The organism is Spirillospora sp. CA-142024, assembly GCF_050942325.1.
Classification (GTDB): domain Bacteria; phylum Actinomycetota; class Actinomycetes; order Streptosporangiales; family Streptosporangiaceae; genus Spirillospora.
Genome location: NZ_CP192077.1, coordinates 3,681,435 through 3,708,300, shown reverse-complemented (window position 1 = coordinate 3,708,300; position 26,866 = coordinate 3,681,435). Strand labels below are relative to the sequence as shown.

The 26,866-nt window shown below is 69.5% G+C and carries 28 protein-coding genes; 18 read left to right on the top strand and 10 right to left on the bottom strand.

The genetic code is table 11. The features are described 5' to 3' along the window. Together ACQPZP_RS17970 and ACQPZP_RS17965 are read left to right on the top strand one after the other, a co-directional pair. Complete coding sequence (locus ACQPZP_RS17970; protein WP_433478755.1) at positions 1–1,293, top strand: sensor histidine kinase; 1,293 nt, start codon at positions 1–3, stop codon at positions 1,291–1,293. Continuing rightward, positions 1,290–1,979, top strand: a complete 690-nt coding sequence (locus ACQPZP_RS17965) for a response regulator (RefSeq protein ID WP_433478754.1) — start codon at positions 1,290–1,292, stop codon at positions 1,977–1,979. Before ACQPZP_RS17970 ends, ACQPZP_RS17965 begins: the two co-directional genes overlap by 4 nt. Positions 1,980–2,016: 37 nt before the next feature. On the opposite strand, the gene ACQPZP_RS17960 is transcribed toward ACQPZP_RS17965, so the two are convergent. Both ACQPZP_RS17960 and ACQPZP_RS17955 read right to left on the bottom strand, forming a co-directional pair. Continuing rightward, positions 2,017–2,865: an SDR family NAD(P)-dependent oxidoreductase gene (locus tag ACQPZP_RS17960; protein WP_433478753.1), complete on the bottom strand. Its 849-nt coding sequence runs from the start codon at positions 2,863–2,865 to the stop codon at positions 2,017–2,019. Positions 2,866–2,914: 49 nt separating this feature from the next. Next, on the bottom strand, positions 2,915–3,133 hold the full coding sequence (locus ACQPZP_RS17955) for a hypothetical protein (RefSeq protein ID WP_433478752.1): 219 nt from the start codon (positions 3,131–3,133) through the stop codon (positions 2,915–2,917). 17 nt (positions 3,134–3,150) lie between these two features. Here ACQPZP_RS17955 and ACQPZP_RS17950 point away from each other — a divergent pair, with 17 nt between their 5' ends. Together ACQPZP_RS17950 and ACQPZP_RS17945 are read left to right on the top strand one after the other, a co-directional pair. Continuing rightward, positions 3,151–3,798 (top strand): TetR/AcrR family transcriptional regulator, encoded by a 648-nt coding sequence (locus tag ACQPZP_RS17950; RefSeq protein ID WP_433478751.1) that lies wholly within the window; start codon positions 3,151–3,153, stop codon positions 3,796–3,798. A gap of 115 nt (positions 3,799–3,913) precedes the next feature. Continuing rightward, positions 3,914–4,252 (top strand): DUF4190 domain-containing protein, encoded by a 339-nt coding sequence (locus ACQPZP_RS17945; protein ID WP_433478750.1) that lies wholly within the window; start codon positions 3,914–3,916, stop codon positions 4,250–4,252. A 107-nt stretch (positions 4,253–4,359) separates the two neighbouring features. Here the strand turns inward: ACQPZP_RS17945 and ACQPZP_RS17940 are convergent, their stop codons facing one another. Next, a complete protein-coding gene (locus ACQPZP_RS17940) occupies positions 4,360–4,917 on the bottom strand; it encodes a TetR family transcriptional regulator (protein WP_433478749.1) in 558 nt (185 codons plus the stop codon). A gap of 152 nt (positions 4,918–5,069) precedes the next feature. On the opposite strand from ACQPZP_RS17940, the gene ACQPZP_RS17935 reads away from it, so the two are divergent. Next, complete coding sequence (locus ACQPZP_RS17935) at positions 5,070–5,906, top strand: oxidoreductase (protein WP_433478748.1); 837 nt, start codon at positions 5,070–5,072, stop codon at positions 5,904–5,906. 52 nt (positions 5,907–5,958) lie between these two features. Here ACQPZP_RS17935 and ACQPZP_RS17930 read toward each other — a convergent pair whose 3' ends face one another. The 4 genes from ACQPZP_RS17930 to ACQPZP_RS17915 all read right to left on the bottom strand — a co-directional run bounded on the left by ACQPZP_RS17930 (position 5,959) and on the right by ACQPZP_RS17915 (position 8,231). Further along, positions 5,959–7,197, bottom strand: coding sequence for an RNA polymerase sigma factor (locus ACQPZP_RS17930; RefSeq protein WP_433478747.1), 1,239 nt, complete (start codon positions 7,195–7,197; stop codon positions 5,959–5,961). After that, positions 7,194–7,517, bottom strand: coding sequence for a YciI family protein (locus ACQPZP_RS17925; protein ID WP_433478746.1), 324 nt, complete (start codon positions 7,515–7,517; stop codon positions 7,194–7,196). The genes ACQPZP_RS17930 and ACQPZP_RS17925 overlap by 4 nt, the downstream gene beginning before the upstream one ends. Positions 7,518–7,627: 110 nt before the next feature. Next, a complete protein-coding gene (locus ACQPZP_RS17920; RefSeq protein WP_433478745.1) occupies positions 7,628–8,011 on the bottom strand; it encodes a dihydrofolate reductase family protein in 384 nt (127 codons plus the stop codon). Continuing rightward, positions 7,899–8,231: a hypothetical protein gene (locus ACQPZP_RS17915; protein WP_433478744.1), complete on the bottom strand. Its 333-nt coding sequence runs from the start codon at positions 8,229–8,231 to the stop codon at positions 7,899–7,901. Before ACQPZP_RS17915 ends, ACQPZP_RS17920 begins: the two co-directional genes overlap by 113 nt. A 197-nt stretch (positions 8,232–8,428) precedes the next feature. On the opposite strand from ACQPZP_RS17915, the gene ACQPZP_RS17910 reads away from it, so the two are divergent. The 10 genes from ACQPZP_RS17910 to ACQPZP_RS17865 all read left to right on the top strand — a co-directional run bounded on the left by ACQPZP_RS17910 (position 8,429) and on the right by ACQPZP_RS17865 (position 18,824). Continuing rightward, positions 8,429–8,998, top strand: coding sequence for a putative glycolipid-binding domain-containing protein (locus tag ACQPZP_RS17910; protein ID WP_433478743.1), 570 nt, complete (start codon positions 8,429–8,431; stop codon positions 8,996–8,998). Positions 8,999–9,433: 435 nt separating this feature from the next. Next, complete coding sequence (locus tag ACQPZP_RS17905) at positions 9,434–10,315, top strand: transketolase (RefSeq protein ID WP_433478742.1); 882 nt, start codon at positions 9,434–9,436, stop codon at positions 10,313–10,315. After that, complete coding sequence (locus ACQPZP_RS17900) at positions 10,312–11,256, top strand: transketolase family protein (protein ID WP_433478741.1); 945 nt, start codon at positions 10,312–10,314, stop codon at positions 11,254–11,256. Before ACQPZP_RS17905 ends, ACQPZP_RS17900 begins: the two co-directional genes overlap by 4 nt. After that, positions 11,253–12,704 (top strand): FGGY family carbohydrate kinase, encoded by a 1,452-nt coding sequence (locus tag ACQPZP_RS17895; protein WP_433478740.1) that lies wholly within the window; start codon positions 11,253–11,255, stop codon positions 12,702–12,704. The genes ACQPZP_RS17900 and ACQPZP_RS17895 overlap by 4 nt, the downstream gene beginning before the upstream one ends. Next, the gene (locus ACQPZP_RS17890) at positions 12,701–13,453 is read left to right on the top strand and encodes an SDR family oxidoreductase (protein WP_433478739.1); all 753 of its coding nucleotides are present in this window, start codon (positions 12,701–12,703) and stop codon (positions 13,451–13,453) included. Before ACQPZP_RS17895 ends, ACQPZP_RS17890 begins: the two co-directional genes overlap by 4 nt. A gap of 15 nt (positions 13,454–13,468) precedes the next feature. Next, the gene (locus ACQPZP_RS17885; RefSeq protein ID WP_433478738.1) at positions 13,469–14,482 is read left to right on the top strand and encodes an ABC transporter permease; all 1,014 of its coding nucleotides are present in this window, start codon (positions 13,469–13,471) and stop codon (positions 14,480–14,482) included. Between the two features lie 64 nt (positions 14,483–14,546). After that, positions 14,547–15,494: a sugar ABC transporter substrate-binding protein gene (locus ACQPZP_RS17880; RefSeq protein WP_433478737.1), complete on the top strand. Its 948-nt coding sequence runs from the start codon at positions 14,547–14,549 to the stop codon at positions 15,492–15,494. Positions 15,495–15,525: 31 nt separating this feature from the next. Continuing rightward, entirely contained in the window at positions 15,526–17,010 is a 1,485-nt protein-coding gene (locus ACQPZP_RS17875; protein WP_433478736.1) for a sugar ABC transporter ATP-binding protein, read from the top strand. Between the two features lie 48 nt (positions 17,011–17,058). Next, positions 17,059–18,060, top strand: coding sequence for a sugar-binding transcriptional regulator (locus tag ACQPZP_RS17870; RefSeq protein ID WP_433478735.1), 1,002 nt, complete (start codon positions 17,059–17,061; stop codon positions 18,058–18,060). Continuing rightward, positions 18,057–18,824 carry an SDR family oxidoreductase gene (locus tag ACQPZP_RS17865; RefSeq protein ID WP_433478734.1) on the top strand — a complete coding sequence of 256 codons (768 nt, stop codon included), beginning with the start codon at positions 18,057–18,059 and terminating at the stop codon, positions 18,822–18,824. Before ACQPZP_RS17870 ends, ACQPZP_RS17865 begins: the two co-directional genes overlap by 4 nt. 31 nt (positions 18,825–18,855) lie before the next feature. On the opposite strand, the gene dnaE is transcribed toward ACQPZP_RS17865, so the two are convergent. Both dnaE and ACQPZP_RS17855 read right to left on the bottom strand, forming a co-directional pair. Next, entirely contained in the window at positions 18,856–22,398 is a 3,543-nt protein-coding gene (dnaE, locus tag ACQPZP_RS17860; protein WP_433479627.1) for a DNA polymerase III subunit alpha, read from the bottom strand. 230 nt (positions 22,399–22,628) lie between these two features. Further along, a complete protein-coding gene (locus ACQPZP_RS17855; protein WP_433478733.1) occupies positions 22,629–23,345 on the bottom strand; it encodes an SDR family oxidoreductase in 717 nt (238 codons plus the stop codon). A 21-nt stretch (positions 23,346–23,366) separates the two neighbouring features. Between ACQPZP_RS17855 and ACQPZP_RS17850 the strand changes: the two genes are divergently transcribed. The 3 genes from ACQPZP_RS17850 to ACQPZP_RS17840 all read left to right on the top strand — a co-directional run bounded on the left by ACQPZP_RS17850 (position 23,367) and on the right by ACQPZP_RS17840 (position 26,062). Beyond that, positions 23,367–23,768, top strand: coding sequence for a MarR family winged helix-turn-helix transcriptional regulator (locus tag ACQPZP_RS17850; protein WP_433478732.1), 402 nt, complete (start codon positions 23,367–23,369; stop codon positions 23,766–23,768). A gap of 162 nt (positions 23,769–23,930) precedes the next feature. Beyond that, positions 23,931–25,082 carry a PP2C family protein-serine/threonine phosphatase gene (locus ACQPZP_RS17845; protein ID WP_433478731.1) on the top strand — a complete coding sequence of 384 codons (1,152 nt, stop codon included), beginning with the start codon at positions 23,931–23,933 and terminating at the stop codon, positions 25,080–25,082. A gap of 98 nt (positions 25,083–25,180) precedes the next feature. Continuing rightward, the gene (locus ACQPZP_RS17840) at positions 25,181–26,062 is read left to right on the top strand and encodes a lytic polysaccharide monooxygenase auxiliary activity family 9 protein (RefSeq protein WP_433478730.1); all 882 of its coding nucleotides are present in this window, start codon (positions 25,181–25,183) and stop codon (positions 26,060–26,062) included. A 12-nt stretch (positions 26,063–26,074) separates the two neighbouring features. Here the strand turns inward: ACQPZP_RS17840 and ACQPZP_RS17835 are convergent, their stop codons facing one another. Continuing rightward, positions 26,075–26,836 (bottom strand): TetR/AcrR family transcriptional regulator, encoded by a 762-nt coding sequence (locus ACQPZP_RS17835; RefSeq protein WP_433478729.1) that lies wholly within the window; start codon positions 26,834–26,836, stop codon positions 26,075–26,077. Positions 26,837–26,866 lie beyond the last annotated feature (30 nt).

Below are 26,866 nucleotides of genomic sequence, written 5' to 3'. Positions count from 1 at the left end.
ATGACGAAGACGGGTGGCGGTGGCCCGCGACCACGCGGCACGTGGTGGCGCGAGGCGGCGATCACGGCGGCGGCGTTCGCGCTCTGCCTGCTCGGGGGTGTGATGCGGATCGACGACACGCTCTCACCGCCGCCGCCCGCCGCCTACTTCATCGCCGTGGTGTCCTGTGCCGTGCTGCCGCTGCGGCACAGGGCGCCCCTGGCCGCCATGGCGGCCACGACCGCGGGCGGCGTGCTGGTGGCGCCCTTGGGCCTCCTGATGACCCCGCTCATCGTGGCCCCCGCCGTGATCACCGCCTACACGCTCGCCGTCCGCACCGAACGGCGCACCGTGAGTGCGGTGACGCTCACCTCCGCGGCGCTGCTGGTCGCCGCCACCCCCTTGTTCGGGGACTTTTCGTGGAAGGACGCGAGCAGGATGGGGGCGGTGGCGGCGTTCCCGCTGATCGCCGGCGTACTCGGTCACTCGACGCAGAACCGGCGGGCCTACCTGGCGGCCGTGGAGGAGCGGGCCCGGCGGGCCGAGCAGAGCAGGGACAGCGAGGCACGCCGGAGAGTGGCCGAGGAACGGGTGCGCATCGCCCGGGAACTGCACGACCTCGTGGCCCATCAGATCACCCTGGCCAACGCGCAGGCCACGGTCGCCGACCACCTGTTCGACGTCCGCCCGGAGCAGACCCGCAAGAGCCTGAAGGAGCTCGTCGAGACCACCGGCGACGCGCTCGACGAACTGCGCGCCACGGTCGGGCTGCTGCGTCAGTCCGGGGAAGCGGCCGCGCCCGCCGAACCAGCGCCCGGGCTGTCCCGCCTTCCCACGCTCATCGAGTCCTTCCGCCGCGCGGGTCTGGAGGTGTCGGTGCGCCAGGAGGGCACGGCCAGGCCGCTGCCGCCGGGACTGGACCTCACCGCCTACCGCATCGTCCAGGAGGCCTTGACCAACGTGACCAAGCACGCCGGAACCGGTAGCGCCCGGGTGCGCCTCGCCTGGAACCGCGATCGCGTGACCATCACCGTCGCCGACGACGGAGGGGGCGCCCGAACGGCGCCGACCGCGTCCACGGGAGCGAGTGCGTCCACGGCGCCGGATCGTCCACCCGGTTACGGTCTGATCGGGATGCGTGAACGTGCCACCGCGGTCGGGGGACATCTCTCCGCGGGCAGGCGCCCGGAGGGCGGCTTCCTCGTCTCCACCGAACTGCCCCTCCCGCCTGCCAGGGGCACGACGCGGAGGACTGACGGAGCAGCGACCATCGAAGGGCGGACGACCGACGGAGAGGCCGGGGATGCGCCGTGACGCTCCGGGTGCTGCTCGCCGACGATCAGGCTCTGCTGCGCGGTGCCTTCCGGATGCTTCTCGACACCGCCGACGACATCACCGTGGTCGGCGAGGCCGCCGACGGCAGGGAGGCGGTGCGGCTCACCCGGGAGCTGCGCCCGGACGTGGTGATCATGGACATCCGCATGCCCGAGGTGGACGGTCTCACCGCCACGTCGGAGATCTGCGCGGACCCGGAGCTGCGTACCAGCCGCATCCTGATCCTCACCACGTACGAGACCGACGAGTACGTAGCTCAGGCACTGCGCGCCGGGGCCGGCGGCTTCATCGGCAAGGGCATCGGGGCCGAGGACCTGGCGGACGCCGTGCGTACGATCGCCGGCGGCGACACTCTCCTGTCCCCCGCCGCGACCCGTTCCCTGGTCGCCCGTTTCCTGGCCACACCGGACGACGCCCCGGCGCAACACCCCGAACGGCTCGCCGTGCTCACCCCGCGCGAACGCGAGATGGTGGCGCTGGTCGCGACCGGCCTGTCCAACCAGGAGATCGCCGAGCGGATGTTCCTCAGCCCCTTCACCGTCCGCGCCCACGTGCAGCGCGCCATGACGAAGCTGGAGGCCCGCGACCGGGCGCAACTCGTCGTCATCGCCTACCGGACGGGCCTGGCCCACACCGCCCCCGACGACGGCACCGACCGCCTGTAGTCCGACACCGGGTACCTTTCCTGTCGGTTCACGAGTGTCATTCCGGCCGGTGGGACTCGGCGGCTGGATCGAGCGCACCGATCGCCGTGCCGGTGTCGACGCGGCGGGTCACGAGCGCCGCGACCAGACGGCCGATGATCGGGAGTTCGAGGGGCAGCAGCGACGTCCGGGGATGGACACGGCGTCGCCCGCGGCGTTCGATCGCCTTGGTGATCGCCCGGGCGGCGGACTCGGGTGAGACCGGCGGCGGGGTGCGCATCGGGCCGTTCCGCCACGGCAGCCGGTCGATGTCGCGGGTGTCGGTGTCGGTGGCACCCGGGACGACCTCCAGGACGGACACGCCGGTGCCGCTCAGTTCGTACCGGAGCGTCCGGGTGAGATGGGCGAGCGCGAGCTTTGATGCGCCGTAGTAGCCGAGCATCGGGACCGGCACCGCCTGGAGGCTGGAGGTGACGTTCACGACCAGGCCGCGCTCGGCCTGCAGCACCGGCAGGAGCCGCTGCGTCAGCGCGATCGGCGTCCACAGATTGAGCTCGAACAGGGTGCGCGCCTCGTCCTGGTCGCCGAGCCGACCGAGCGGCCCAACCAGCCCGGCCCCGGCGTTGTTGACCAGGACACCGAGGGTTCCGAGCGCGTCGAGCGTGCTGCGGGCAAGGTCGGCGGCGGCTCCCGGACGGGCGAGGTCTGCCTCGATGACGTGCGGCCGGGTGCCCCCGAACGCGGCGATCTCGTCGGCGAGTTCTTCCAGCTTCGCCCGGCGCCGTGCGGTGATCGCCAGCCGCGCGCCGCGGTCGGCCAGCGCCATCGCCAGGGCCCGGCCGATGCCGCTGGACGCCCCGGTCACAAGGACCGGCACGCCGTTCAGCGGCCCGCGCCCGCCGCTCACCCTGCTGTCCCCGGCCTGTGGCAAGGAGTGGGGGCGATGGTGGGGCTCATCAGTCCTCCCGAGGTTCGTTCGCAGCGATTGACTGATTATCAGTCAGCCCGAACGATAAGAGCGGGCCGCACCATCCGTCAACCAACGCCACCGGACGCAACTCGCCCCCGCCGGGCGGTTCCCGCACCTCGGCGACGCGGTACGCGTGGAGATCGACGGCCTCGGCCACATCGACACCGGTGATCGCCGAGGCCCATGCCACCTCCACCGCGTCCACGTCTTAAGGTCTACGCCATGGCCAGGCTGCATCCCGACGACACCAAGGCCCCGTCCGACCGGCGGACACTGCTCGTCCAAGCGGCCGGTGAACTGTTCGCCGAGCACGCCTACGACGAGGTCACCACCACCCAGATCGCCAAACGGGCGGGGGTGGCGTACGGACTGATCGCACATCATTTCACCAACAAGCGGGGCCTCTACATCGCCACCATCAAGGCCGCCGCCGAAGATCTTCACGCGGTGCTGGCAACCCCGCCCGGAGGAAGCACGCCCGCCGAGCAACTCCGCAACGGCATCGCCCGGCATATCGCCTACATGGATCGGCACGCCACCGGGTTCCTTGCCCTCATGCGCGGCGGCAACGGCTCCGACTCCGAGGTCCGCGCGATCATCGAGGACATGCGCTGGCGGGGCGCGATCCGCGTCCTCGGCTTCCTTGGCGTCCGCGAGCCCGTCCACCCCAACCTGCGGGCCGCCATGCGCGGCTGGGTCGGTTACCTCGACGAACTGATCATCGACCACATCGTGCACCACGACACCCACCAGGACGACCTCGTCGAACTCGCCGTCTCCGCCCTGGTCGCCTCGCTGCGGACGGCCCGCACGCGCAGCCCCCGAATCGGCATCGACCCTGGCCTCATCGATCTGCTCGCCGGTCGATAGCACCCTCCAGGCAACGATTCGGGAACGCTCCTCGACAGCCCCGGAAGACCTCCATGGCCGGGACAGGCCAAATTGTCAAGACGGATTCCAGCGAAAGATCATTTACGCTTCCTTCGTGGGCCACTCCGCCGAGCCGCCGCACCGCCCGGTGCCGCAACCTCTCCCTTATCCGCCGCCCGCGCGTAACGGCATGGCCACCGCGGCTCTCGTGCTGGGCATCCTCGGGTTCTTCACCTGCGGGCTCACGTCGTTGTTCGCAGTGGTCCTCGGACATATCGCCGGTCGGCAGATCCGCAGAACCGGCCAGTTCGGACGCGGGTCGGCCCTCGCTGGGGCTCTGCTGGGCTGGCTCGTGCTCCTTGCCGGTCCGGCCGTCTTCTTCGTTGCCCTTTTGGCCAATCCGGACGGCTCCGCACAATTGGTCAATGACGTGGCTGATCTCGTCGCCGGCTAGCCGCATGTCAAGAACCTCTACGGCACCTGATTCGCGCGCGTAGCGAACCTCGGCCGGATCGGCTACGGCCAGTGCCTGCTGGAGCATCAGATCGGGGCGCATGAGGATCATGTGGGAGAGGTGAGCCGCCGCACGCCCGCGACGAGCGTCTCTCGCTGGACCGCGAGGACGTCCTCCGAGGCGACGTGGGTTTCGGCGCCGCCGTGGATCAGAGTGACCAGGAGCAGGTACAGCTGGTCGGCGGGCAGGGCGGTGCTGACCTTGCCGGCCTTCTGGGCGGCGGCCAGTGCGTCGAGCTTGCGCTTGTTCGACGAGGCGGTCTCCGGTAGCTGATTCATGACACGCGGGCGTTCGAGTTGATGCCAGCGCACGAGCCGAACGAGCTGGGGATGCGCGACGGCGAAGTCGAACAAGGTTCCCGCGTACGCCGGGAGGTCGTCGGCGGTGAACGGGACCGCGTCCAGCAACTGGACGATGTTGGCCTCGATGGCGCTGTCGAACAGGCCTTCCTTGCTGCCGAAGTACGCGTAGATGAGCTGCTTGTTGGCACCGGCCCTGGTCGCGATCCGGTCGACGCGCGCCCCGGCCAGCCCGTACTCGGCGAACTCGGCGGTGGCGGCCTCGAGGATGCGCTGCTTCGTCGCGGCGGAGTCACGGGTGGCCATGACCACGATCATACGTAACCAACTAGTCAGTTGACAATCGAGGCCGGGCGATCGTAGCTTGTAACCAACCAGTTGGATAGGTCTCTGTGAAGACCGCCATCGTCACCGAGACTCCGCCGACGCGGCAAGCGCACAAAAGGAAGGGGATCGAAATGTCCAGCACGACCAAGGTCGCTCTCGTCACCGGCGCGTCCTCCGGGATCGGGGCCGATGCGGCCCTGCGCCTGAAGGAAGCCGGGTACACCGTCTATGGCGCCGCAAGGCGCACCGAGCGGATGACCGCGCTGCGGGACGCGGGGGTGACTGTCCTCAGCCTCGACATCACCGACGAGGACTCGATCCGGAAGGCCGTCGACACGATCGTCCGCGAGTCGGAGCGCATCGACGTCCTGGTCAACAACGCCGGTTACGGCTCCTACGGCTCGGTCGAGGATGTGCCACTGGACGAGGCGCGCGCCCAGATCGAGGTCAACGTCTTCGGCCTGGCACGCCTGACCCAGCTCGTCCTGCCGCACATGCGCGCCCAGCAGAGCGGCACGATCATCAACGTCAGCTCCATGGGCGGCAAGCTCGTCACCCCTCTCGGCGGCTGGTACCACGCCAGCAAGTACGCCGTCGAGGCCCTCAGCGACGCCCTGCGGATGGAGACGCGGCGGTTCGGGATCAACGTCGTGGTCCTCGAACCCGGAGGAATCCGCACCGAGTGGGGTGCCATCGCCGCCGAGACGCTCAGGGAGACCTCCAGTAAGGGTGCGTACGCGACCATGGCCGACAGGGTCGCCACGGCACTCGCCGCGAGTTCACAGCCCGAAACGCGCATGGCGTCGAAACCGTCGGTCATCGGCAAGACCGTCGTCAAGATCGTCAAGGCGCGGCGCCCTCGCACCCGCTACCGTGCCGGCTTCGGGGCCGCCCCGCTGCTCTTCCTGCGCTGGCTGCTGCCGGACCGCGCCTTCGACTTCGTCATCGGCCGCCCCTTCGGCGTCTGACCTCATCTGATCCCGCAAGAAGATCGGTGAAGGACGCGACCATTGTGGGGCGTTACCCCAGCTGGTCGCGGCGGTGTGTCAGGTAGGCGGTCTCGGCGGTGTTGCCTGCCAGCTCGATGGCCTTGTCGTACGCCGTGCGCGACTGCTGACTTCGGCCCAGCCGGCGCAGGAGGTCGGCGCGGGTGGCGTGGTAGGCGTGATAGTCGGCCAGTTTGTCGTCAAGGCGGTCGATGGCCGCCAGTGCGACGTCCGGGCCGTCGAGTTCGGCGACCGCGATGGCCCGGTTGAGGACGATGATCGGCGAGGGGTCGAGGCGGACGAGCCGGTCGTAGAGGGCGACGACCTGCGACCAGTCGGTGTCGCGGATGTCGCGGGCGGAGGTGTGCACCGCGTTGATCGCGGCGAGAATCTGGTAGCGGCCCGGGGCCGCTCCGGCGGCGGCAGCGGCGAGGCGCTCGCGTACCAGCCGGTGGCCCTCGGCGATCAGCGCCGCGTCCCAGCTCCCGCGGTCCTGTTCGGCCAGGGGGACCAGGTCGCCGCCGGCCGAGACCCGGGCGGTGCGGCGGGCCTCGGTGAGGAGCATCAGCGCCAGCAGCCCGGTCACCTCGCCGTCGTCGGGCATGAGGGCTCGGATCAGGCGGGTGAGCCGGATCGCCTCGGCGGTCAGGCCGGGACGGAGGGGATCGGTGTCGGGGCCGGTGGCCAGGTAGCCCTCGTTGAACACCAGGTACAGCACGGCGAGCACGCCGGAGACGCGCGCCGGGAGATCCTCGGCGGACGGCACCCGGTAGGGGATGCGGGCCGCCTTGATCTTGCCTTTCGCGCGGGTGATCCGCTGCCCCATGGCGGTCTCGGCCACCAGGAAGGCGCGGGCGATCTCGGCCACGGTCAGACCGCCGACCATGCGCAGCGTCAGCGCCACCCGGGTCTGCATCGCCAGCGCCGGGTGGCAGCAGGTGAAGATCAGCCGGAGCCGGTCGTCGTCGATGGCGCCGACGGGCTCGGGCGAGTCGTCGTGCACCATCTGAGCCTCCTTGTGCTTGTCGTCGCGCTTGTTCTCACGCCGGATCCGGTCGATGGCCTTGCGGCCCGCGGTGGTGGTCAGCCAGCCGCCGGGGTTGGGCGGCACACCCTCGGCCGGCCACCGCTCGACCGCGATCGCGAACGCCTCGGCCGCCGCCTCCTCGGCGATGTCGAGGTCACCGAACCGCCGGCTCAGGGACGCGACCACCCGCGCCCACTCCTCACGATGGGTCCGGGTGATCGCCTCCCGGACGTCGACCCCGTTCACAGGAACGGCCGCACCTCGACTTTCCGGTTGCAGGCCCTCGACCCCTCGGCCGCGAGCTTGAGCGCCACATCCAGATCAGGAGCCTTCATGATCCAGAACCCGATGATGTACTCCTTGGTCTCCACGAACGGCCCGTCGGAGAACATCGCCTCTTCGCCTCGGTTGTCGATGACGGTGGCCGTGCTGGGCGCCCCGAGACCGCCGGCGAAGACCCAACGCCCCTCGTCCTGGAGCCGGTCGTTGAACACGTCGATCGCAGCCTGCTCGTCCGAGGTGGCGAGGTCGCTCTTGTCGTGGATCACGGAGACCAGGTACTGCATTTCGGATCATCTCCTGGGTACGCCGAGGAAATTTCGTTCCGCCGTAGGTGAGTCATGGCCGTACGGCCGGAATAGGTCGCTCGTCTGGTGTGGCACCTTGGGCACGTGCTTCAGGTCGCATACTGCGGACGCCCGGCGGGACGGTAGACCTGGAGCATTATGCCCCTCGGGAAGGCCCGCGATTCCACCAGTTCAAGCGCCGTGTCCGGACCGCTGTCGGGGAACAGCCGCGTGCCCTCGCCCACGACCACCGGGCAAACGAGCAGGGTGAGCTCGTCGACCAGTTGGTTGGCGAGGAGCCAGCGGACCAGCCTGCCGCTTCCGTGCACCTGCAACTCGCCTCCCGGCCTGGCTTTCAGCTCGCCGATGGCCGCCGCGACGTCACCCGAGAGGACGGTCGTGTCCGCCCAGCGCGGGTCGGTGAGTGTGTTCGATGCGACGTACTTGGGCCGCGTGTTCAAGGCATCTGCGACGGGGCTGCTGCCCGAATCCATCACCCCCCCAGTAGCCGGCGAAGAGATCGTAGGTCCGCCGACCGAACAGAAAGGCGTCGGCGCGCTGGTAGAACTCGTCGACGAACGTCATGGCCTCGTTGTCGAACAGCGGCCGGGCCCATCCGCCGCGCTCGAATCCGGGGTCGAGGTCCGGGTGCCGCCCGCCGTTTCCCTGCACCACTCCATCGACGGAGACCTGCGTGTTGGTCGTCAGCTTCATGGTCGCTTCCTTTCTCCTTGGGAGCGCCCTGCGTGGGCGGCCTCACCCTTGCTACGAACACCACCGCCGCGATCCGACACCGCCTACCGGATTTCTTTCGAGAACTTTCCGGTGAGCCGGCTGTGAAGCGCACGCCGGGACTGCCCCGACGCGTCTCGGGGTTGCACCGGTGGGCACGGATTCCGTGGAGGTCATCGATGTCGTTCGTCGAACTGCCCTCGGTCGCCTCTTGGCGGCACGAGGGCGCGCGCGCAGGATTCGAGGTCGCGTTCTTCTCCGTCAACGACCGTGGGCCACGGGTAGAGGGCACCACGACGGCGACCGAGGACGGTAGGTCCTGGGTCGTGGACTACGTGATTCAGCTGGACGGGTCATGGCTGACCCGGTCCGCGCGGATCGCCGGGCGCGGCGCCGGCTCCACCGTCGTCACGGTGATCGAGACGGACGGCAGGGGTCACTGGCAGGTCGACGGCGTTGCCGCACCCCATCTGCAGGGATGCCTGGATCTGGACCTGGAGGCGTCGGCCATGACCAACACCTTTCCGGTGCACCGGTTGCACCTGCCCGTCGAGCGTCCGGTCGCCGCGCCGGCCGCCTACATCCGCGCGGTCGGGCTGGCGGCGGACCGCTTGGTCCAGACCTATTCACGCTCCGGCGAAGGGCACTACGACTACACCGCGCCCGCATTCGACTTCTCCTGCCGCTTGGTCTACGACCAGCACGGCCTCATCCTCGACTACCCCGGCATCGCCACCCGCATCCAGTGACCACGCGCCGAACCCGCCGGCTCCAAGGTCACCGCCGCCGGTGATTCGCGCCCAAGAACCGCCCAGGCCGCCCGGGCTCTCCGCCCCGCCCCTCTCCCCCGCCGACGCGGTCGACCGGCCGGATGACATGTCGTCATGGTCGGTGACCAGAGCCCGCACCGGACGACCCAACGCGCAACGGGCTGAGCAGCGCCTCACCAGATCTCTCGAAACGTCGCTGATCCGGATGCCGCCCTAGTCATGCCGACCCCGCGCGCAGGACCGATGTCATGACAGTGTGCAATCAGTTGATCTCAATCTGTAGTTGATTCCGAGTTGTGGCGACGCATGCGGACGTCCGGAAACAGAAAGTGACCCCTTGACGCACGATGGCGGCGTGTTCTAGCGTCATATTAAATTCAGTCGTGAATAGATATTCAACTTAAGGGTGGGGACATGCTGACGGCGGATGCGGGCGAAGCCGCACTCTACCGGGGACGGCGGGGACGGACCCCCGCGCTCCCGGTGGGGCAGCAGGCCGAGGTTCTGCGGGAGCTCGCGAGGGAGGTGCGGCGGAGCGTCGTCCGCATGATCGATCGGGCCCAGATGGGGCACATCGGCGGGGATTTCTCGGTCGCCGACATCCTCGCGACGCTGTTCGGAGGCGTCCTCAACGTGGACCCCGGAGATCCCCGGAACGCGACCAGGGACCGGTTCGTGCTCAGCAAGGGCCACTGCGCGGCATCGCTGTACGCGACGCTCGCGCACTGCGGGTTCTTCCCCGAGAGCGAACTCGACACCTTCATGGCGCCGTTGTCGGCGCTCAACGGGCATCCGAACCGGACCAAGGTGCCGGGGGTCGAGACCAACACGGGACCGCTGGGGCACGGATTTCCGGTCGCGGTCGGGTGCGCGCTCGCCGGGAGGCTGTCCGGTCAGGACTGGCGGACCTTCGTGGTGCTCGGGGACGGGGAGCTGCAGGAGGGCAGCAACTGGGAGGCCGCGATGACGGCCGCCCACCACGACCTCGGCAACCTGACCGCGATCGTGGACCGGAACCGGTTCCAGCAGGGGGCCGGGACCGAGGAGACCAAGACCCTGGAGCCGCTCGCAGACAAGTGGGCCAGCTTCGGATGGGAGGTCCGGGAGGCCGACGGACACGACCACGCGCAGCTCCTCCAGGCGTTCCGGCCCTCGGACACCGGCCGGCCCGTCGCCGTCATCGCGCACACGATCAAGGGGAAGGGCGTGTCGTTCATGGAGGACCGCGTCGAGTGGCATCACAAGGTCCCGAGCCCCGACCAGGTGAAAGCCGCGCTGGAGGAGCTGAGCCGATGATCACCGCACGGGAGACCTTCGACTGCCGGCAGGCGTTCGCGGAGGAGCTCATCGCCCTGGCGAAGGAGGACGAGCGGGTCGTCGCCGTCTGCAACGACTCTGTCGGGTCGAGCAACCTGGTGAAGTTCAAGGAGCTCTTCCCGGAGCGGCTCGTGAACGTGGGGATCGCCGAGCAGGACCTGGTGGGCGTCGGTGCGGGGCTCGCCAATGGCGGGTTCATCCCGTTCGTCAGCGCCGCCGGCCCGTTCCTCACCGGGCGGGCCACCGAACAGATCAAGGCTGACGCCGCCTACAGCGGGGTGCCGATCGTGCTCTGCGGCCAGAGCCCGGGCATGGCTTACGGGGAGCTCGGCCCCACCCACCATTCCATCGAGGACCTTTCGTGGATGCGGGCCATCGCCGACCTGGCGGTGGCGGTTCCCGCGGATCCGGTGCAGACACGCCAGGCCGTACGGTGGGCGGCGAGTTACCGCAAGCCCGTTTACATGCGGATTCCCCGGTTCAAGGTGCCCGAGGTCACGCCAGATGACGCGGTGTTCGAGCCCGGAAGGGCCGTCCAGCTCACTGAGGGCGACGACATCACGGTGGCGGCGGTCGGGACGCTCGTCTCGCGTGCGGTCGAGGCGGCGGAGACGCTGCGCGGCGAGGGCATCGGTGTACGTGTGCTCAACATGACGTTCGTCGAGCCGATGGATGTCGAGTCCGTTCTCAGAGCGGCCCGCGAGACCAAGGGCATCGTCACCGCGGAGGAGGCGACGACCACCGGGGGGCTCGGCGCGGCGGTCGCGAACGTGGTGGTGCAGAACGAGCCTGTTCCGATGCGGATCCTCGGAGTCAACCGGGAGTTCGCGCCCACGGGGAGCGCCTCGTTCCTACTGGAGCATTTCGGGCTGACCGCGGACGGAATCGGTCACGCGGTACGTGAGCTGCTCCAGCCATGAAGCCCTACGTTCTGGCCATTGACCAGGGGACGAGTGCCACCAAGGCGATCCTCGTCGATCGCGGGTGGAACATCGTCTCCCACGGTTCGGTCCCGGTCGCCCTCTCCGCGCCCAGACCGGGATGGGTGGAGCAATCGGCCGAGGAGATCTGGGAGAGCTGCGGGAAGGCGGTCGCAAGCTGTCTCCAAGGTCATGACGCCGCCGACGTCGCGGCCGTCGGCCTCAGCACGCAGCGGGAATCCCTGCTGCTCTGGGACCGCGCCACCGGGCGGCCGATGGGCCCGATGCTGAGCTGGCTGGACCGCCGCACGGCAGGCGACCTGGACATGGACGCCGCCGGCATGGTCAAGGAGGTCAGCGGCCTGCCCCTGGACCCGATGTTCTCGGCGCCCAAGGCCCGCTGGCTGCTGGACGAGCACGACCCCGACCGCAGCCGCAGCAGGGCCGGGGAGCTCTGTCTCGGAACGGTCGACTCCTGGCTGCTCTACAAGCTCGGCGGCGACCATCTCATCGAGGTGGGAAACGCGGCCCGCACGCAGCTCATCGACGTCAGGCAAAGGGCCTGGGACAAGCGGCTCACTCGGCTCTTCGACGTCCCGCATGAGGTTCTGCCGACCATCGTCCCGTCGCAGGGCCCCTTCCCCGGAGCCGGAAACCTCGGGCCGCTGCCTGACGGCATCCCCGTGACGGCGGTGCTCGGTGACTCGCACGCGGCGCTCTTCGCCCACCGCGGCTGGACGGAAGGCACGGTCAAGGCGACGTACGGCACGGGTTCCTCGGTCATGGCCGTGGCATCCCCGTCGGCCCGCATTCCCCAAGGCATGTGCCTGACGGTCGCCTGGGACGCGGGCGAGCCGACCTGGGCCATCGAAGGCAACATCAGATCCACCGGGGCGACGCTCACCTGGCTGGCCGGTGTCCTGGGTCTCGAACCGGACGACCTCGCCGGGCGGGCAGCCGAGACCAGCGAGGGCGTCGTCATCGTCCCGGCGTTCAGCGGCCTGGGCGCTCCTTGGTGGGACGACGCGGCGGTGGGCCTGATCAGCGGCGTCACGTTCGGTACCAAGGCAGAACACCTCGCCCGGGCCGCGCTCGAATCGATCGCCTTCCAGATCGAGGACGTCCTCGGCGCGATCGAACGGGACTCGGCGCCCATCACCACACTCCTGGCGGATGGCGGGCCGACGGCCAACGAAACCCTGATGCAGCTTCAAGCCGACACCGGCGGCAGAACAGTCGAACGATCTCTGGACCGCGACCTGTCGGCGCTGGGCGCAGCCCACCTGGCAGGCCTGACACACGGCCTGTGGAGCCGCGGAGACCTGGAAGCCCTGCAGCGTACGCGCGAGACGTACGTGCCGAAGACCGGCGAGGCCGAGCGTCAAAGCCGCCTCAGGCACTGGCACGACGCCGTCCGCCGTGCACGTCACGGAGGAGCACCGGCATGAGGTTCGAAGGCAAGACCGTGGCCGTCACCGGAGCGGGCCGGGGCATCGGCCTGGGCATAGCGCAACGCTTCGCCGAGGAAGGAGCCGACGTCCTGATGCTCGACCTGGACGACGGCATCGAAGAGACGGCCGAAAGCCACAACGCGCGCGGCGTCAAGGCCGACGTCACCGACCCCGGTGACGTCGCCACGGCCTTCGGCGCGCTCGACAGCCTGGACGTTCTCGTCAACAACGCGGGCGTCATCACCATCAGCCGCCTGGAGGACCTCACCCTTGGCGACTGGGAGAGGGTCCTGAGAGTCAACACCACAGGCACGTTCCTCTGCTCCCAGGCGGCCGCCGCCATCATGCGGCGGAACGGGCGAGGCGGACGCATCCTCAACGCCGCCTCGGGCCAGGCGAGGCAGGGCTTCATCTACACCCCGCACTACGCGGCCAGCAAGTTCGGCGTGGTCGGCCTCACGCAGAGCCTGGCCAAGGAACTCGCCAAAGATCAGATCACCGTCAACGCCTACTGCCCCGGCATCGTCGGCAGCGACATGTGGGACTACAACGACCGCGAATGGGGCCGCCTGCTCGGCGGATACAAGCCCGGCGAGCTCATGGCCGAATGGGTCGGGGACATCCCGCTCGGGCGCGCCGGAACCAACGACGACATAGCCAACCTGCTGCTTTTCCTCGCCTCGGACGACGCCGCCTACATCACCGGTCAGGCGATCAACGTCGACGGCGGCATGTTCATGAGCTAGTACGAGGAGATCCTGATGAGCACGACGCACGACACGGTGTCGGCCGTCGACACACAGCCGGGCAGGGGGCGCCGGAGAACACCCGCCTGGGCGGATCAGCTGCTGACGGGCTCACGCGGGCCCGCGCTCGGACTCGTGGCCCTGTGCGTCGCCCTCTTCATCGCGACGCCGCACTTCCTGACCGGGCCGAACCTGCTCAACATCGTCGACCAGATCACCATTCTGGGAATCCTGGCGCTCGGCATGACCGCCGTGATCATCATGGGCGGCATCGACCTCTCGGTCGGCGCGGTGCTCGCGCTGGCGACGATGGTCGTCGGCTGGCTGTCGCACGAGGCGGGCTGGCCGCTGTGGCTCAGTGCGGTCACGGCCATCGCGGTCGGCGGCCTGTGCGGTCTGCTGTCGGGCCTCGGGATCACCCTGGCCAAGCTGCCCCCGTTCATCGCGACGCTGGCGATGCTGTCGATCGCCCGCGGCGTCGCGAACGTGATCACCGACGGTCAGCAGATCGTCGGGTACCCCGACTGGTTCGACAACCTGTCCACCGCACGCTACCTGGGCGTCTTCACGGTCACCTCGATCGTGCTCGTGCTCCTGTACGCGGCGGGCTGGGCCTACATGCGGTACCGCTCCGGCGGCCGGGCGATCTACGCGATCGGCGGCAGCCCCGAGGTCGCTCGGCTGGCGGGCATCAACGTCAAGAAGACCACCACGCTCGTCTACGTCGTGGCCGGGCTGCTGGCGGGGCTGGCGGGCGTCTTCATGACCATGCGGCTCGACTCCTCCCAGCCCAGCGCGGGCCTGAGCTACGAGCTCGACACCATCGCCGCCGTGGTGATCGGCGGCGCCAGCCTCTCCGGCGGCGTCGGCCGCGTCACCGGGACCGTGATCGGCGTCCTGATCATCGGCGTGCTGCGCAACGGCCTCAACCTCCTCAGCGTCTCGCCGTTCGTGCAGCAGATCGTCATCGGCGCGGTGATCGCGCTCGCGGTCATGCTCGACGTGCTCCGACGCCGCGAGGCGCACTGACCGAACTCGCGAGCCTCACCAGCAGAGGCCGCAAGCATTACCAGCAGAAGGAGTACCCACCCCCATGAAAACCACGATGGCCATCGGAATGGCGGCCGTGCTCGCCCTGGGCGTCGCCGGCTGCGGGCGCGGCGGCTCGTCCGGCGAGGGCAAGGTCGTCATCGGCCTCGCCGTCGCCAACCTCCAGGCCGACTTCTTCAACCAGATCAAGCAGGCGGTCGAGGAGCAGGCCAAGACCAAGAACGTCGAGGTCGTCGTCGCGGACGCGCGGGGCGACTCGGCCACCCAGGTCAACCAGATCCAGGACTTCATCAGCCGCCAGGTCAAGGCGATCATCTACATTCCGGCGGGTGCCACGGCCGCCGGCGTGCCGGTCAAGGCGGCCGAACGCGCCAAGATCCCCGTCATCACCGTGGACCGCAACCCGCCGGACCAGCCGGGCAAGTCGTTCATCGCCACCGACAGCGTCGCCGCCGCGAAGACCCTCGGCGACTGGACGGTCAAGAACGTGGGAGGCAAGGGCGAGCTGGCGATCCTCCAGGGCCAGATCGGCACGACGCCGCAGGTCGACCGGCAGAAGGGCTTCGGTCAGGCGCTCGCCGCCGCGCCCGGGGTCAAGGTCGTCGCCCAGCAGTCCGCCGACTGGGCGCAGGACAAGGCGTTCGCCGTCGCGCAGGACATGCTCCAGGCCAAGCCCGGCATCAACATCTTCTGGGGCCAGGCCGACGCGATGGCGCTCGGCGCCGCCCAGGCGGTCAAGTCCGCGGGGACGGGCAGGAAGTACACGATCGTCGGGTTCGACGGCGACGTGGCCGGGATCAAGGCGGTCCGCGCAGGGACGATCGACGCCACCATGGTCCAGCAGACCCGCAAGATGGGCCGGATGGCCGTGGACACCGCGATCAACGTCATCGACGGCAAGGCGGTGCCCGCGCAGCAGCTTCAGCCCGCGTTCCTGCTGACCAAGAAGGACACGGCCAAGGCCGACGAGTACATCGCCACCCACCCGTAGGAACCTGCCACGACTCCCCTAGGAACATGCCATGACTGACGACGCAGGCCTGGTTGTGCGCGGTGTGTCCAAGCGCTTCGGCGCCACCCAGGCGCTCGACCACATCGATATCGACGTGCACCCAGGGGAGGTCGTGGCGCTGCTGGGCGAGAACGGCGCGGGCAAGTCGACGCTCTCCAACGTCATCGCCGGAACGTTCCCGTCCGACACCGGCAGCATGACGTGGAACGGCGAGCCCTACGCGCCGGGCTCGCCCGGCGAGGCGATCGACCGGGGCATCGGGCTCATCCACCAGGAGATGCGGCTCCTGCCGGATCTGTCGGTGGCCGAGAACGTCTTCGTCGGGCGCCTCCTCCAGCGCGGCGGCAGGATCGACCGCGCGGAGATGAACCGGCGGGCCAGCCAGCAGCTCACAAGGCTCGGGCTGGACATCTCACCGACCCGGCTCGTGCGCACCCTGCGCGTCGCCGAACAGCAGCAGGTCGAGATCGCCAAGGCGCTCACGCTGAACGCCCGGCTGCTCATCCTGGACGAGCCCACCGCGGCGCTCGGCTCCGACGAGACCGACCATCTCTTCGAACGGATCGCGGCGCTCAAGAGCGAGGGCATGGCCTTCGTCTACATCAGCCACCGGCTGGAGGAGATCACACGCATCTGCGACCGCGTGGTGGTGATGCGCGACGGGCAGCGGGTCGCCTCGCACGACACCGCCGACGTACCGGTGGCCCGGCTGGTGGAGGAGATGGTCGGCCGCAGCATCGAGCGGATCTTCCCCGACACGGGGGTGCCGCGCGAACGCGCCGTGCTGCGGGTGAACGGACTCACCGCGGCGGACGGGACGTTCCAGGACGTCTCGTTCGACGTCCACGAAGGCGAGATCCTCGGGATCGCCGGCATCGTGGGGGCCGGCCGCACCGAACTCGTCCGGGCGGTCGCCGGAGTCGACCCCGTCAGGGCGGGCACGGTCTCGGTGGAGGGCGACGTGCTGAGGCTGCGCGGGCCGCACGACGCCATCGAGGCCGGGGTCGTGCTCGTTCCCGAGGACCGCAAGAACCAGGGCGTCGTCCTCGACCTGTCCATCGGCGACAACGTCGCACTGCCCAATCTGGACCGCGTCGCCAAGCACGGCTGGCTCACCCCGCAGCGCGTGGCCTCCGCCGCCGGCGCGGCGATCAAGGAGATGGGCATCAAGGGGCGGCCGTCCCAGCCGGTGAGCACCCTGTCGGGCGGCAACCAGCAGAAGGTCGTCATCGCCAAGTGGCTGGCGCGCCGCCCCAAGGTCGTGATCCTCGACGAGCCCACCCGCGGCATCGACGTCGGCGCCCGGGCCGCCATCTACGAGGTGATCGCCGAACTCGCGCGCTCAGGGATGGCGGTGATCGTCGTCAGCTCCGACCTCGACGAGGTGCTCGGCCTGTCGCACCGCGTCCTCGTACTCAGCCGGGGACGGCTGCGGGGCGTCCTGGCCGGGGCGGAGGCCACCGACACCGCCGTCATGCGGCTGGCCACGGCATGATGCTCAGTGCCGGAAAGTCCGCGCCGGCCCGTCCTCCGAAAGGCCACGATGACCAGCATCCGCCGCGCCACCCGCATGGCGACCACCGACGAGCAGCTGCGCCTGATGACCCGGGTCGCCCGCCTGTACCACGAGCAGGGGATGCGCCAGCCGCAGATCGCGGAAGAGCTGCGCATCTCCCAGTCGCGGGTGTCCCGGCTGCTCAAACAGGCCGCCGAGCTGGGCATCGTCCGGACCATCGTCGTGCCGCCGGCCGGGGTCTTCACCGACCTGGAGGAGACGCTGCAGGCCCGGTACGGGCTCCGTGACATCGCCATCGTCGACGTGGAGGGCGAGGGCGAGGAGGTCCTGCCCGCCCTCGGCGCCGCCACCGCCGTCTACCTGGAGACCACTCTCATGGAGAGTGACAGGGTCGGCATCTCCTCCTGGAGTGCGACGCTGCTCGCCACCGTGGAGGCGATGCGGTCCAGACCCGGTGGACGATTCTCGGAGCAGGTCGTGCAACTCGTCGGCGGCGTCGGAGACCCGAAGGTCCAGGTGCAGGCCACCCGCCTGATGGGCCGCCTCGCCGACATCACCGGCGCCGAGCCCGTCTTCATCTCCGCGCCCGGCGTCGTCGGCAACCGCGCCGCCCGGGACGCGATCGTCGCCGACCCCAAGGTCGCCGACGTCATCGCGACCTGGGACCGGCTGACCGTCGCGCTCGTCGGCATCGGCAGCCTGGAGCCCTCCCCGCTGCTGCGCGAGAGCGGCAACATCTTCTCGGCCGAGGAGCAGGAGGAGTTGCGGCGCCTCGGCGGAGTGGGCGACATCAGCCTCCATTTCTTCGACGAGGACGGCACCCTGCTCAACACCAACCTGGACGAACGCGTCATCGGCATCGCGCCCGACGCGTTCCGCGGCATCCCCCGTCGCATCGCCGCCGCCGGCGGACACCGCAAGTACGCCGCGATCCGCGCCGCCCTGCGCGGCGGCTGGATCGACGTCCTCATCACCGACCTGGGCGTTGCCCGGCGCCTCGCCGACGAACCCGACAGGAGCACCCCGTGACCGCACCCTCGTTCCGCCTCGACGGCCGCACCGCCCTCGTGACCGGCGCCGGATCGGGCATCGGGCGGCGCCTGGCGATCGCCCTCGCCGAGATGGGCGCCGACGTCGCCTGCCTGGACCTGCCCGGCGCGGACCTCGACGTTGCCGCCGAGGCCATCGAGAAGGCAGGCCGGCGCGCCGCCGCCTTCCACGGCGACGTCACTCAGGCCGCCGACCTGGAGGAGGCCGTAGAGCTGGCCGAAGGCTCCCTCGGGCCCTTGCGCCTGGCGGTCAACGCCGCCGGGATCGCCAACGCGGCCCCCGCCGAGGACATGTCCCTTGCCCAGTGGCAGAAGGTCATCGACGTCAACCTCACCGGCGTCTTCCTCTCCTGCCAGGCCGAGGGCCGCGCCCTGCTGCGCAACGGCGGCGGCTCCATCGTCAACATCGCCTCGATGTCCGGAACGATCGCCAACCGCGGCCTCACCCAGGCGCACTACAACGCCTCCAAGGCCGCCGTCATGCACCTGTCGAAGAGCCTCGCCACCGAATGGGCCGGCCGCGGCGTCCGCGTCAACAGCATCAGCCCCGGCTACACCGCCACGCCCATGAACCTCCGCCCCGAGGTCGCCGACCGCGTCGGACGCTTCGAGTCCGAAACCCCCATGGCGCGCATGGCCACGGTCGACGAGATCGCCGGGCCCACCGTCTTCCTGCTGAGCGACGCCGCCTCGTTCGTCACCGGTACGGACCTCCTCGTGGACGGCGGCTTCGTCGCCTGGTGACCTGTCGGCCGATGGCTCCACTTGGAGCGGGCTACGAGTGGGACGAGGGGCCGAGCAGAGCTTTGATGTCGCCGTAGAAGGCCGGGCCGGGAGTGACCCGGAAGGGGCGCAGGTCGAACAGAACGCTTTTGGGCCCGTGCCGCTGCAGCAGCAAGTGCACGGGCGTCCGCCCGGGATGCGTGGTGAGGATCTGTTTGAGTTCTTGGACCAGCCGGAGGTTCAGCCGGTCTTCGTGAACGTGGATGACCACGGGTGGCTCGGTGGCCGCCTGGGCGAGATCGAGAGTGGTGATGTCTTCGCCGTAGACGCTGAGTGTTTCGTCGCGGATGTTGGTCCGCCCTTGCACGGAGATCACGCGGTCCTCCGCCAGTGCCTGGCCGTACAGCGTGTAGGTCTTGGGGAAGATGAGGCATTCCACGGAGGCATCGTGGTCTTCGAGGGTGACGATCGCCCACGGGTTGCCCTGCTTGGTGACCTTGCGCTGCAGGCCGGAGATGATCCCGGCCACCCGCACAGGTGCGTCGGCCCGGGCGGAGCCCAGCAGGTCGGCGATCGTGGTGTCGCGGTTGGCCTCAAGGACCGGTTCGGCGCCGTCCAGGGGATGGGACGAGACGTACAGTCCGAGCATCTCTCGTTCGAAGGCCAGCAGGGTGCCGGTGTCCCATTCCTGCTCGGGGGCGTCGACCGAAAGGGTCTCGGCGGACTCGGTGGACGCACCGAAGAGGGAGTCCTGGCCGCGGGCGGCGTTGCGTTTGAGGTCGATGATCGCGTCGACGGCCTGCTCGTGGACCATGACCAGGCCCTTGCGGCGGTGGCCGAGGCCGTCGAAGGCGCCGGCCTTGGCCAGCGACTCGATGACGCGCTTGTTGCAGACGCTCTGCGGAATCTTGGAGAGGAAGTCGTTGAAGCCGGTGTAGTCGCCTTCTTTCCGGCGTGTGCGGACGATGGCGTCGACGACGCCTGCGCCGACGTTGCGGATGGCGCCGAGGCCGAAGCGGATGTCGCGCCCGACGGCGGCGAAGTCCAGCTCGCTCTGGTTGACGTCGGGCGGCAGCACTTTGATGCCCAGGCGGCGGCAGTCGGCCAGATACAGCGCCATCTTGTCCTTGTCATCGCCGACCGAGGTGAGCAACGCGGCGAGGTATTCGGCGGGGTGGTTGGCCTTGAGGTAGGCCGTCCAGTACGAGACGACGCCGTACCCGGCGGTGTGGGACTTGTTGAAGCCGTATCCCGAGAAGGGGACCAGCACGTCCCAGACGGCTTTGATCGCATCGTCGGAGAAGCCGCGGTCCCGCATTCCGGTGGAGAATCTGCCCCACTCGGCGTCCAGGACGTCCTTCTTCTTCTTGCCCATGGCGCGGCGCAGCATGTCGGCTCCGCCGAGGGAGTATCCGGCGAGTTGCTGGGCGATCGCCATGACCTGTTCCTGGAAGACCACCAGGTGGTAGGTGTCGCCCAGGATGGGTTCCAGTGCGTCCTTGAGCTCGGGGTGGATCGGTTCGACCTTCTGCCTGCCGGTCTTGCGCAGCGCGTAGTTGGTGTGGGCGTTCATCTCCATCGGTCCCGGCCGGTAGAGGGCGGAGACCGCTGCGATGTCGGTGAACGCGGTGGGCTGCATCAGCCGTAGCAGGGTCCGCATGCCGCCGCCGTCGAGCTGGAAGACCCCGAGGGTGTCGCCGCGTGCGAGCAGCCGGTAGGTCCTGGTGTCGTCGAGCGGTACATCGAGGATGTCGATGTCGATGCCCTTGTTCGCCTTGACGCCTGCGATCGCGTCGTTGATGACGGTGAGATTGCGCAGCCCGAGGAAGTCCATCTTCAGCAGGCCCATCTCTTCGGCCTGGGTGAACGGGAACCCGGTGATGACCGGGCCGTCCTGCTTGGGCTTGACCAGGGGCAGCACGTCGATCAGCGGCTCGGACGACAGGATCACCCCGGCCGCGTGCACACCGGTGCCGCGGGTCAGGCCCTCCACGCCCCCGGCGGTGTCGATGACCCGTTTGACGTCGGGTTCCTCGGCGTACATCTTCCGCAGTTCGGTGGCCTCACCGTGGCGGGGATGGCCGGGGTCGTGGATGGCCGCCAGCGGGATCTCCCTGCCGCCGGCGGCGGCCGGGAACGCCTTGGTGATCCGGTCGCCGAGCGCGTAGGGATAGCCCAGCACCCGGCAGGCGTCCTTCACCGCCGCCTTGGCCTTGATCGTGCCGAAGGTGACGATCTGGCACACACGGTCGCCGCCGTATCGCGCGGTGACGTAGTCGATCATCTCGTCGCGGCGGCGGTCGTCGAGGTCCAGATCGACGTCGGGCATGGTGATCCGCTCCGGGTTGAGGAACCGCTCGAAGATCAGCCCGTGCTCGATCGGGTCCAGTTCGGTGATCCCCGTGCAGTACGCCACCATCGACCCGGTCGCCGACCCGCGGCCCGGGCCGAGGCCGATCCCGCTGGCGCGGGCGTGCCGGCAGATGTCGGCGACCACCAGGAAGTACCCCGGGAAACCCATTCCGTCGATCACCGACAGCTCGTAGTCAATGCGGTCCAGCACATCCTGCGGCGGATCGCCGCCGAAGCGACGCCGGGCCCCGGCCAGGGTCTCCTTGCGCAGCCACGACGACTCGCTGTGCCCGTCGGGGACGGGGAACTTGGGCATCAGGTCACGTTGGGCGAAGACCTCGGCATAGTCGCCGACGCGTTCGGCGATCAGCAGGGTGTTGTCGCACGCCCCGGGGACCTCGGAATCCCACAACGCCCGCATCTCCGCGGCGCTCTTGATGAAGTAGCCCGACCCGGAGAACCGGAACCGTTTCTGGTCGGCGAGCTGCTTGCCGGTACCGATGCACAGCAGCGCGTCATGCGCCTGGGCCTGGTCCTCGGTCACATAGTGCGAGTCGTTGGTGGCCAGCGGCGGCAGACCCAGGTGCCTGCCGAGCCTCAGCAGGTCATCGCGGACGCGGCGCTCGATGGCGAGACCGTGGTCCATCAATTCCAGGAAGTAGTTGTCCTGGCCGAAAATGTCCCGGTACCGCGCAGCGGCCTCGACGGCCTGGTCGTACTGGCCCAGACGAAGCCGGGTCTGCACCGCGCCGGACGGGCAGCCGGTCGTGGCGATGATGCCCGCACCGTGCTCAGCGAGCAGTTCGTCGTCCATCCGCGGATACTTCTGGACGTGGCCTTCCAGCCACGCCCGCGACTGGAGCCGGAACAGGTTCCGCAACCCGCCGGCGTCGGCGGCCCACATCGTCATGTGCGTGTACAGGCCGCGGCCGGAGACGTCACCGCCCTCACCGGTCTCATCGTCGGACCTGCGCAGCGCGAGATCCTCGCTCCAGAACACCGCCTGCTTGTGGAACCGCGACGCGGGCGCGACGTAGGCCTCGGCGCCGATGATCGGCTTGACGCCGGCCTTGTCCGCCGCATGGAAGAACTCGTACGCGCCGTGCACGTTGCCGTGGTCGCTCATCGCCACCGCGGGCATCCGCTGCCGCGCCACCTCGTCGGTCAACGGGCCGATCTTGGCGGCGCCGTCCAGCATGCTGTACTCCGTGTGCACATGGAGATGCACGAACGACTTCACCACGCCCACGCCTTCCAGTTGTATGTCCCTTCGCGAACTCAGGCATTCGACCGGAAGGCAGGCGGCAGTGTCCAACAATCAACACGCCACAACGTCACAATCAACAGTTGTGCATGCAGGTACGCAGGCCGCCTCTGAACGCATCGCCGGACTCGAAGGCGACCTCAGCGTGAAAGCCGGCCGTTGATGACGGTGGCCCGGTGGCGTCGGTCGGCGCGGGTCATCGGCGCGGGTCATAGGTATCCGCCGTTGACCCGCAGGATCTGTGCGTTGACCCAGGACGCGTCGGGGCTGAGCAGGTAGGCGATGGCCGCTGCGGCCTCCTGGACGTCGCCGAGGCGATTGAGGGGTACCTGGGCTGTGAATCGCCGGACGTCCTGGTCGGTCTTGCCAGTGCGGAACGTCGGGGTGTCCAGCAGTCCCGGGGCGACGGCGTTGACCCGGATGCCGCGTGAACCGAGTTCCTTGGCCAGCACCCGGGTCAGTGCTTCGACACCGGCTTTGGCGGCCATGGTGAGGCCGAGCCCCGGAATGCCGACCGGGACTGCGGCGGAGGAGACGGTGACGATGCTCCCGCCGGGACGAAGGCGCGTGGCGGCCTCTTGCATCGCGTGGAGCGTGCCGAGAAGGTTGACGTTGATCTGCTCGGCGATGAGGTCCTCATCGCTGTCGGCGATAGGCCGGACGGCACTGGCGCCTGCACAGGCGACCAACGCGTCGATGCCACCAAAAGCCTGGTGGGTACGGTCGAACAGGGCGCCGACATCGCGGCGGTGCGTGACATCGGCCCGGACGGCGATCGCCGAGCCGCCGGCCTGCTCGATCCCGGAGACGATTTCGGCGGCTTGCCGGGCGCTGCGGTGATAGGCGACCGCGACGTTCCAGCCCTGCTTCGCCAGACGCTCGCATGCCGCGCGGCCGATACCCGCGGATCCGCCGGTCACGATCACAGTGGTTGTCATGGCAACCCAGTGGTCACCCGCCGTGTCATCACCGACATCACCGCCGGCACCGGCCTGTCCGGCGCCGACTACGGCGTCATCTACCGACTCGACGACCAAGGCGGGGCCCTCGGCCAGCGAGCGCTGACGGAATCCATGCAATTGACCAAGGGCGCGATGTCCCACCAGCTGACCCGCATGACCGAACGCGGCCTGGTTCGTCGCGAGAAGGGACCGGCCGGAACGACTGTGGTGCTCACCGATCACGGACGCGCCATGCTCGGCCAAGCCCGGCCGGTCCACGCCGGCGCAGTGCGCAGGCACCTGCTCGACCGGCTGACAGCCCAAGACCGAGACACCCTTGTGCGCGTTGCCGCACTTCTCGCCGACCCTCCCCCGGCCGCTGCGCCGGACTTCCCGAACACGCTCTAGCGCTTTGGATGCCGTCCCGCACGGCGGGTTCCGTGATCCACACGAGGGTGGGCAGGGCAGGGTTCAACGGAAGATCGTTACCTTCCGTGGTGTAATGATCACGTGATTGGCTGATTCGCTGGGCGCGCGTCCCGGTGAAGGGTGGGGAGGGCAGGAGCAAGGGTGCGCACCTCGAACGATCCGGACGGTCCGAACGTCGTCACGAGGCCGGGCCGGCGAAGCGCCCCTCTCTCCTGGCCGGTCGTGATCTTCTGGCTCGTCGGGATCACGGCCGCCCTCGCGGTGACCGGCGTCGTCCTCAGCAGGGAGACGAGGCTGGCCCCGTTCCTCGTCTTCCTGCCCACCCTGATCGCCGGACGGGGGACGGTCCGGCAGACCGCGGTCGCGGCCGCGTGGACGACCCTGGTCATCATCGGCGCCCTGCTCCGCAGCCCTGTGGAAACGGGCGCGGCCTACGTGAGCGTGATCGCCTTCGCCGTCATCCTGAGCGGGCTGAGCCTGGCCCAGGCGGTGCAGCGCGTCCGCAGGGAAGGGGAGATCGTCCGGCTGCGTTCCGCGGCGGCCGCGCTACAGCGCCAGATCCTCCATCCGTTCCCCCTCGTCACCGACGAGCTCGTCGTCCATGGCCTGTACGAGCCCGTCGAGGAGGACAACCAGGTCGGGGGCGACGTGTACGAGGTCGTGGCGACGCCGTTCGGCAGCCGCGTGTTCATCGCCGACGTCCAGGGCAAAGGCCTGCCCGCCATCAGCGCCGCCTTCGCCGTGCTCAACTCCTTCCGCGAAGCGGCCCTCACGGAGCCCACGCTCACCGCCGTCGTGAACGCTCTTGAGAACTCGGTGCTGCGGCACAACTCGTTCGCCGTACATGCGGGAGAGCACGAACGTTTCGTCACCGCGCTCGTCCTGAACGTTGGCTCCGGAACGAAGGTTCAGGCGATCGACTGCGGGCATGTCCCTCCCTTTCTGCTGGACGGAGAACGACCCGGCCGGGTTTCCCTCGGCGAGGCGTCCGTTCCGCTCGGGCTGGCCTCTCTCGATCCCGAACCGCGCACCGTCAGGTCCTTCGAGCTTCCTCAGGGCGCCACGCTTCTGCTGTGCACCGACGGCGTCACCGAGGCCCGGAGCCCCTCCGGCGACTTCTTCCCGTTGGAGGAGCGTCTGGTCTCGTTGGGCGATGTCCCGCCCGACGATGTGGCGCGGACCCTTCGCAACGAACTGCAGCAGCACACGCGAGGCAGGCTGACGGACGATACGGCCCTCCTGGTCCTCCGCAGGAAACCCGTCCTGCCCACGCAGAGCGCACCGGGAGACTGACCCGCGACCCCGCAGCGCGATGCGCCGGTACGCATGTGAACCCTTCGCGGGCGGGGGTGCGTACTCCTGAGAGTTTTCCGACCTTAGGGGGCAGTGGAGTGGGCGCTCGCGTACCGGCCGCCGCGACCGTGCTCGGGATCCTGTTCGGGATGGCCCTTCCGGCCGCACCGGCCAGGGCGCACGGGGCGCTCGAGAACCCGGGGAGCCGCGCGACCGGCTGCGAACCCGGTCGTGGCGCCGACCGGGCGAGCGCCGCCTGCCGGGCGGCGGCGAGGTTGAGCGGCGCGGCTCTCGCCGAGTGGGACGAACTGCGCGTACCGAACGTGCGCGGCCGCGACCGCGAGATGATCCCGGACGGCGAGCTGTGCAGTGCGGGCATCGAGCGGTTCCGCGGGCTGGACCTGCCGCGTGCGGACTGGCCCGCGACCCGGCTGACGGCCGGCGCCCGCCACACCTTCCGCTACCGGGTGTCGATCCCGCACCGGGGCGGTCTCCGGCTGTACGTCACGCGCGACGGCTACCGGCCCACCCGGCCGCTGACCTGGGCGTCGCTGGAAGCCAAGCCGTTCCTTGAGGTGACGGACCCGCCGCGGCGGAACGGGGCGTACGTCTTCGCCGGCCGCCTGCCCCGCGGCAAGACGGGACGGCACGTGATCTACACGGTCTGGCAGACCTCGGACACGCCCGACACCTATTACTCCTGCTCCGACATCACGTTCAGCGCCGCCCGCACGCGACCGGCGGATCGCGGCGCCACGCCCGCGCGCACCGGGGGCGCCACCGCGCCGGGCGGGCGGACACCGGGCGGGCAGGTACCGGGCACCTCGGCCAGCCCCGTGGCCGCCACGTCCGAGGAGAAGCCTCCGCAGAACACGGAGTTGCTCGTCGTGGCGGGAGGAATCGCCGGGCTGGTGTTGCTCCTCTCGATCGGCGGTGCGGTCGCGGCGGTCCGCCGGATGCGCATTCACCGGGAGCTTTGACCCTGCGCCCGGTCACCCTCCCCGCGTGTCGAAGACGGACGCGAAACCGTCGTGAAGCCGGTTCAGGCCGAACTCGAAAAGCTGCTCGTAGGAGAAGTCGAAGGTGTTCGCGGCGAGGTCGGCCATGACGGGGAAGTCGCCGCTGCGTAGGGCGTCCTCCAGTGTCGGTGCCTGGGCGGCCCAGAACTCCTCGTTGCTGACGCCGGTCCGGTGCTCGGCGCGCCGCTCGTTGACGTAGCGGCGCGCGACGCCCTCCACATAGTCGTTCTGGACGCTGATCAGCATGAGGAGCGTCCGGTCGTCCACTCCGGTCGGGCGCAGCCGGCCGAGGAACCGGTCCAGCCCGCGCATGGCGTTGGGGCCGAGGAGCGGACGGCTCTGGTCGACGAACGGGTACCAGGGGTGGTCCATGCACAGCCGCCACAGGTGGTGGGCGTCGGCCGTGAGGATCTCGCGCCAGCCGAGGCGCTCGTCCTGCTCCGGCTCGGGGACGTCGATGACGTGGTCGAGCATGAGGTCCAGCAGTTCGCTCTTGCCGGGGACATAGCGGTAGAGCGTCATCGTCCCGACGCCCAGGCGGGTCGCGATGTGGCGCATTGACAGCGCTTCGAGTCCCTCGGTCTCGCCGAGTTCGTCGGCGACCTCGACGGCCGCGGCGACGATCCGGCCGAGGCTGAGCGTGGGCGGCCGTCCGCGGGGCGGCCGGATCCGGTCACCCCACAGCAACTTCAGGCTCCGCCCGAGGTCGCGGCCGTCGCCCTGCTCCGTCGTCATCGTCCGTCCTGCTCCTTCGGATGCGGCACC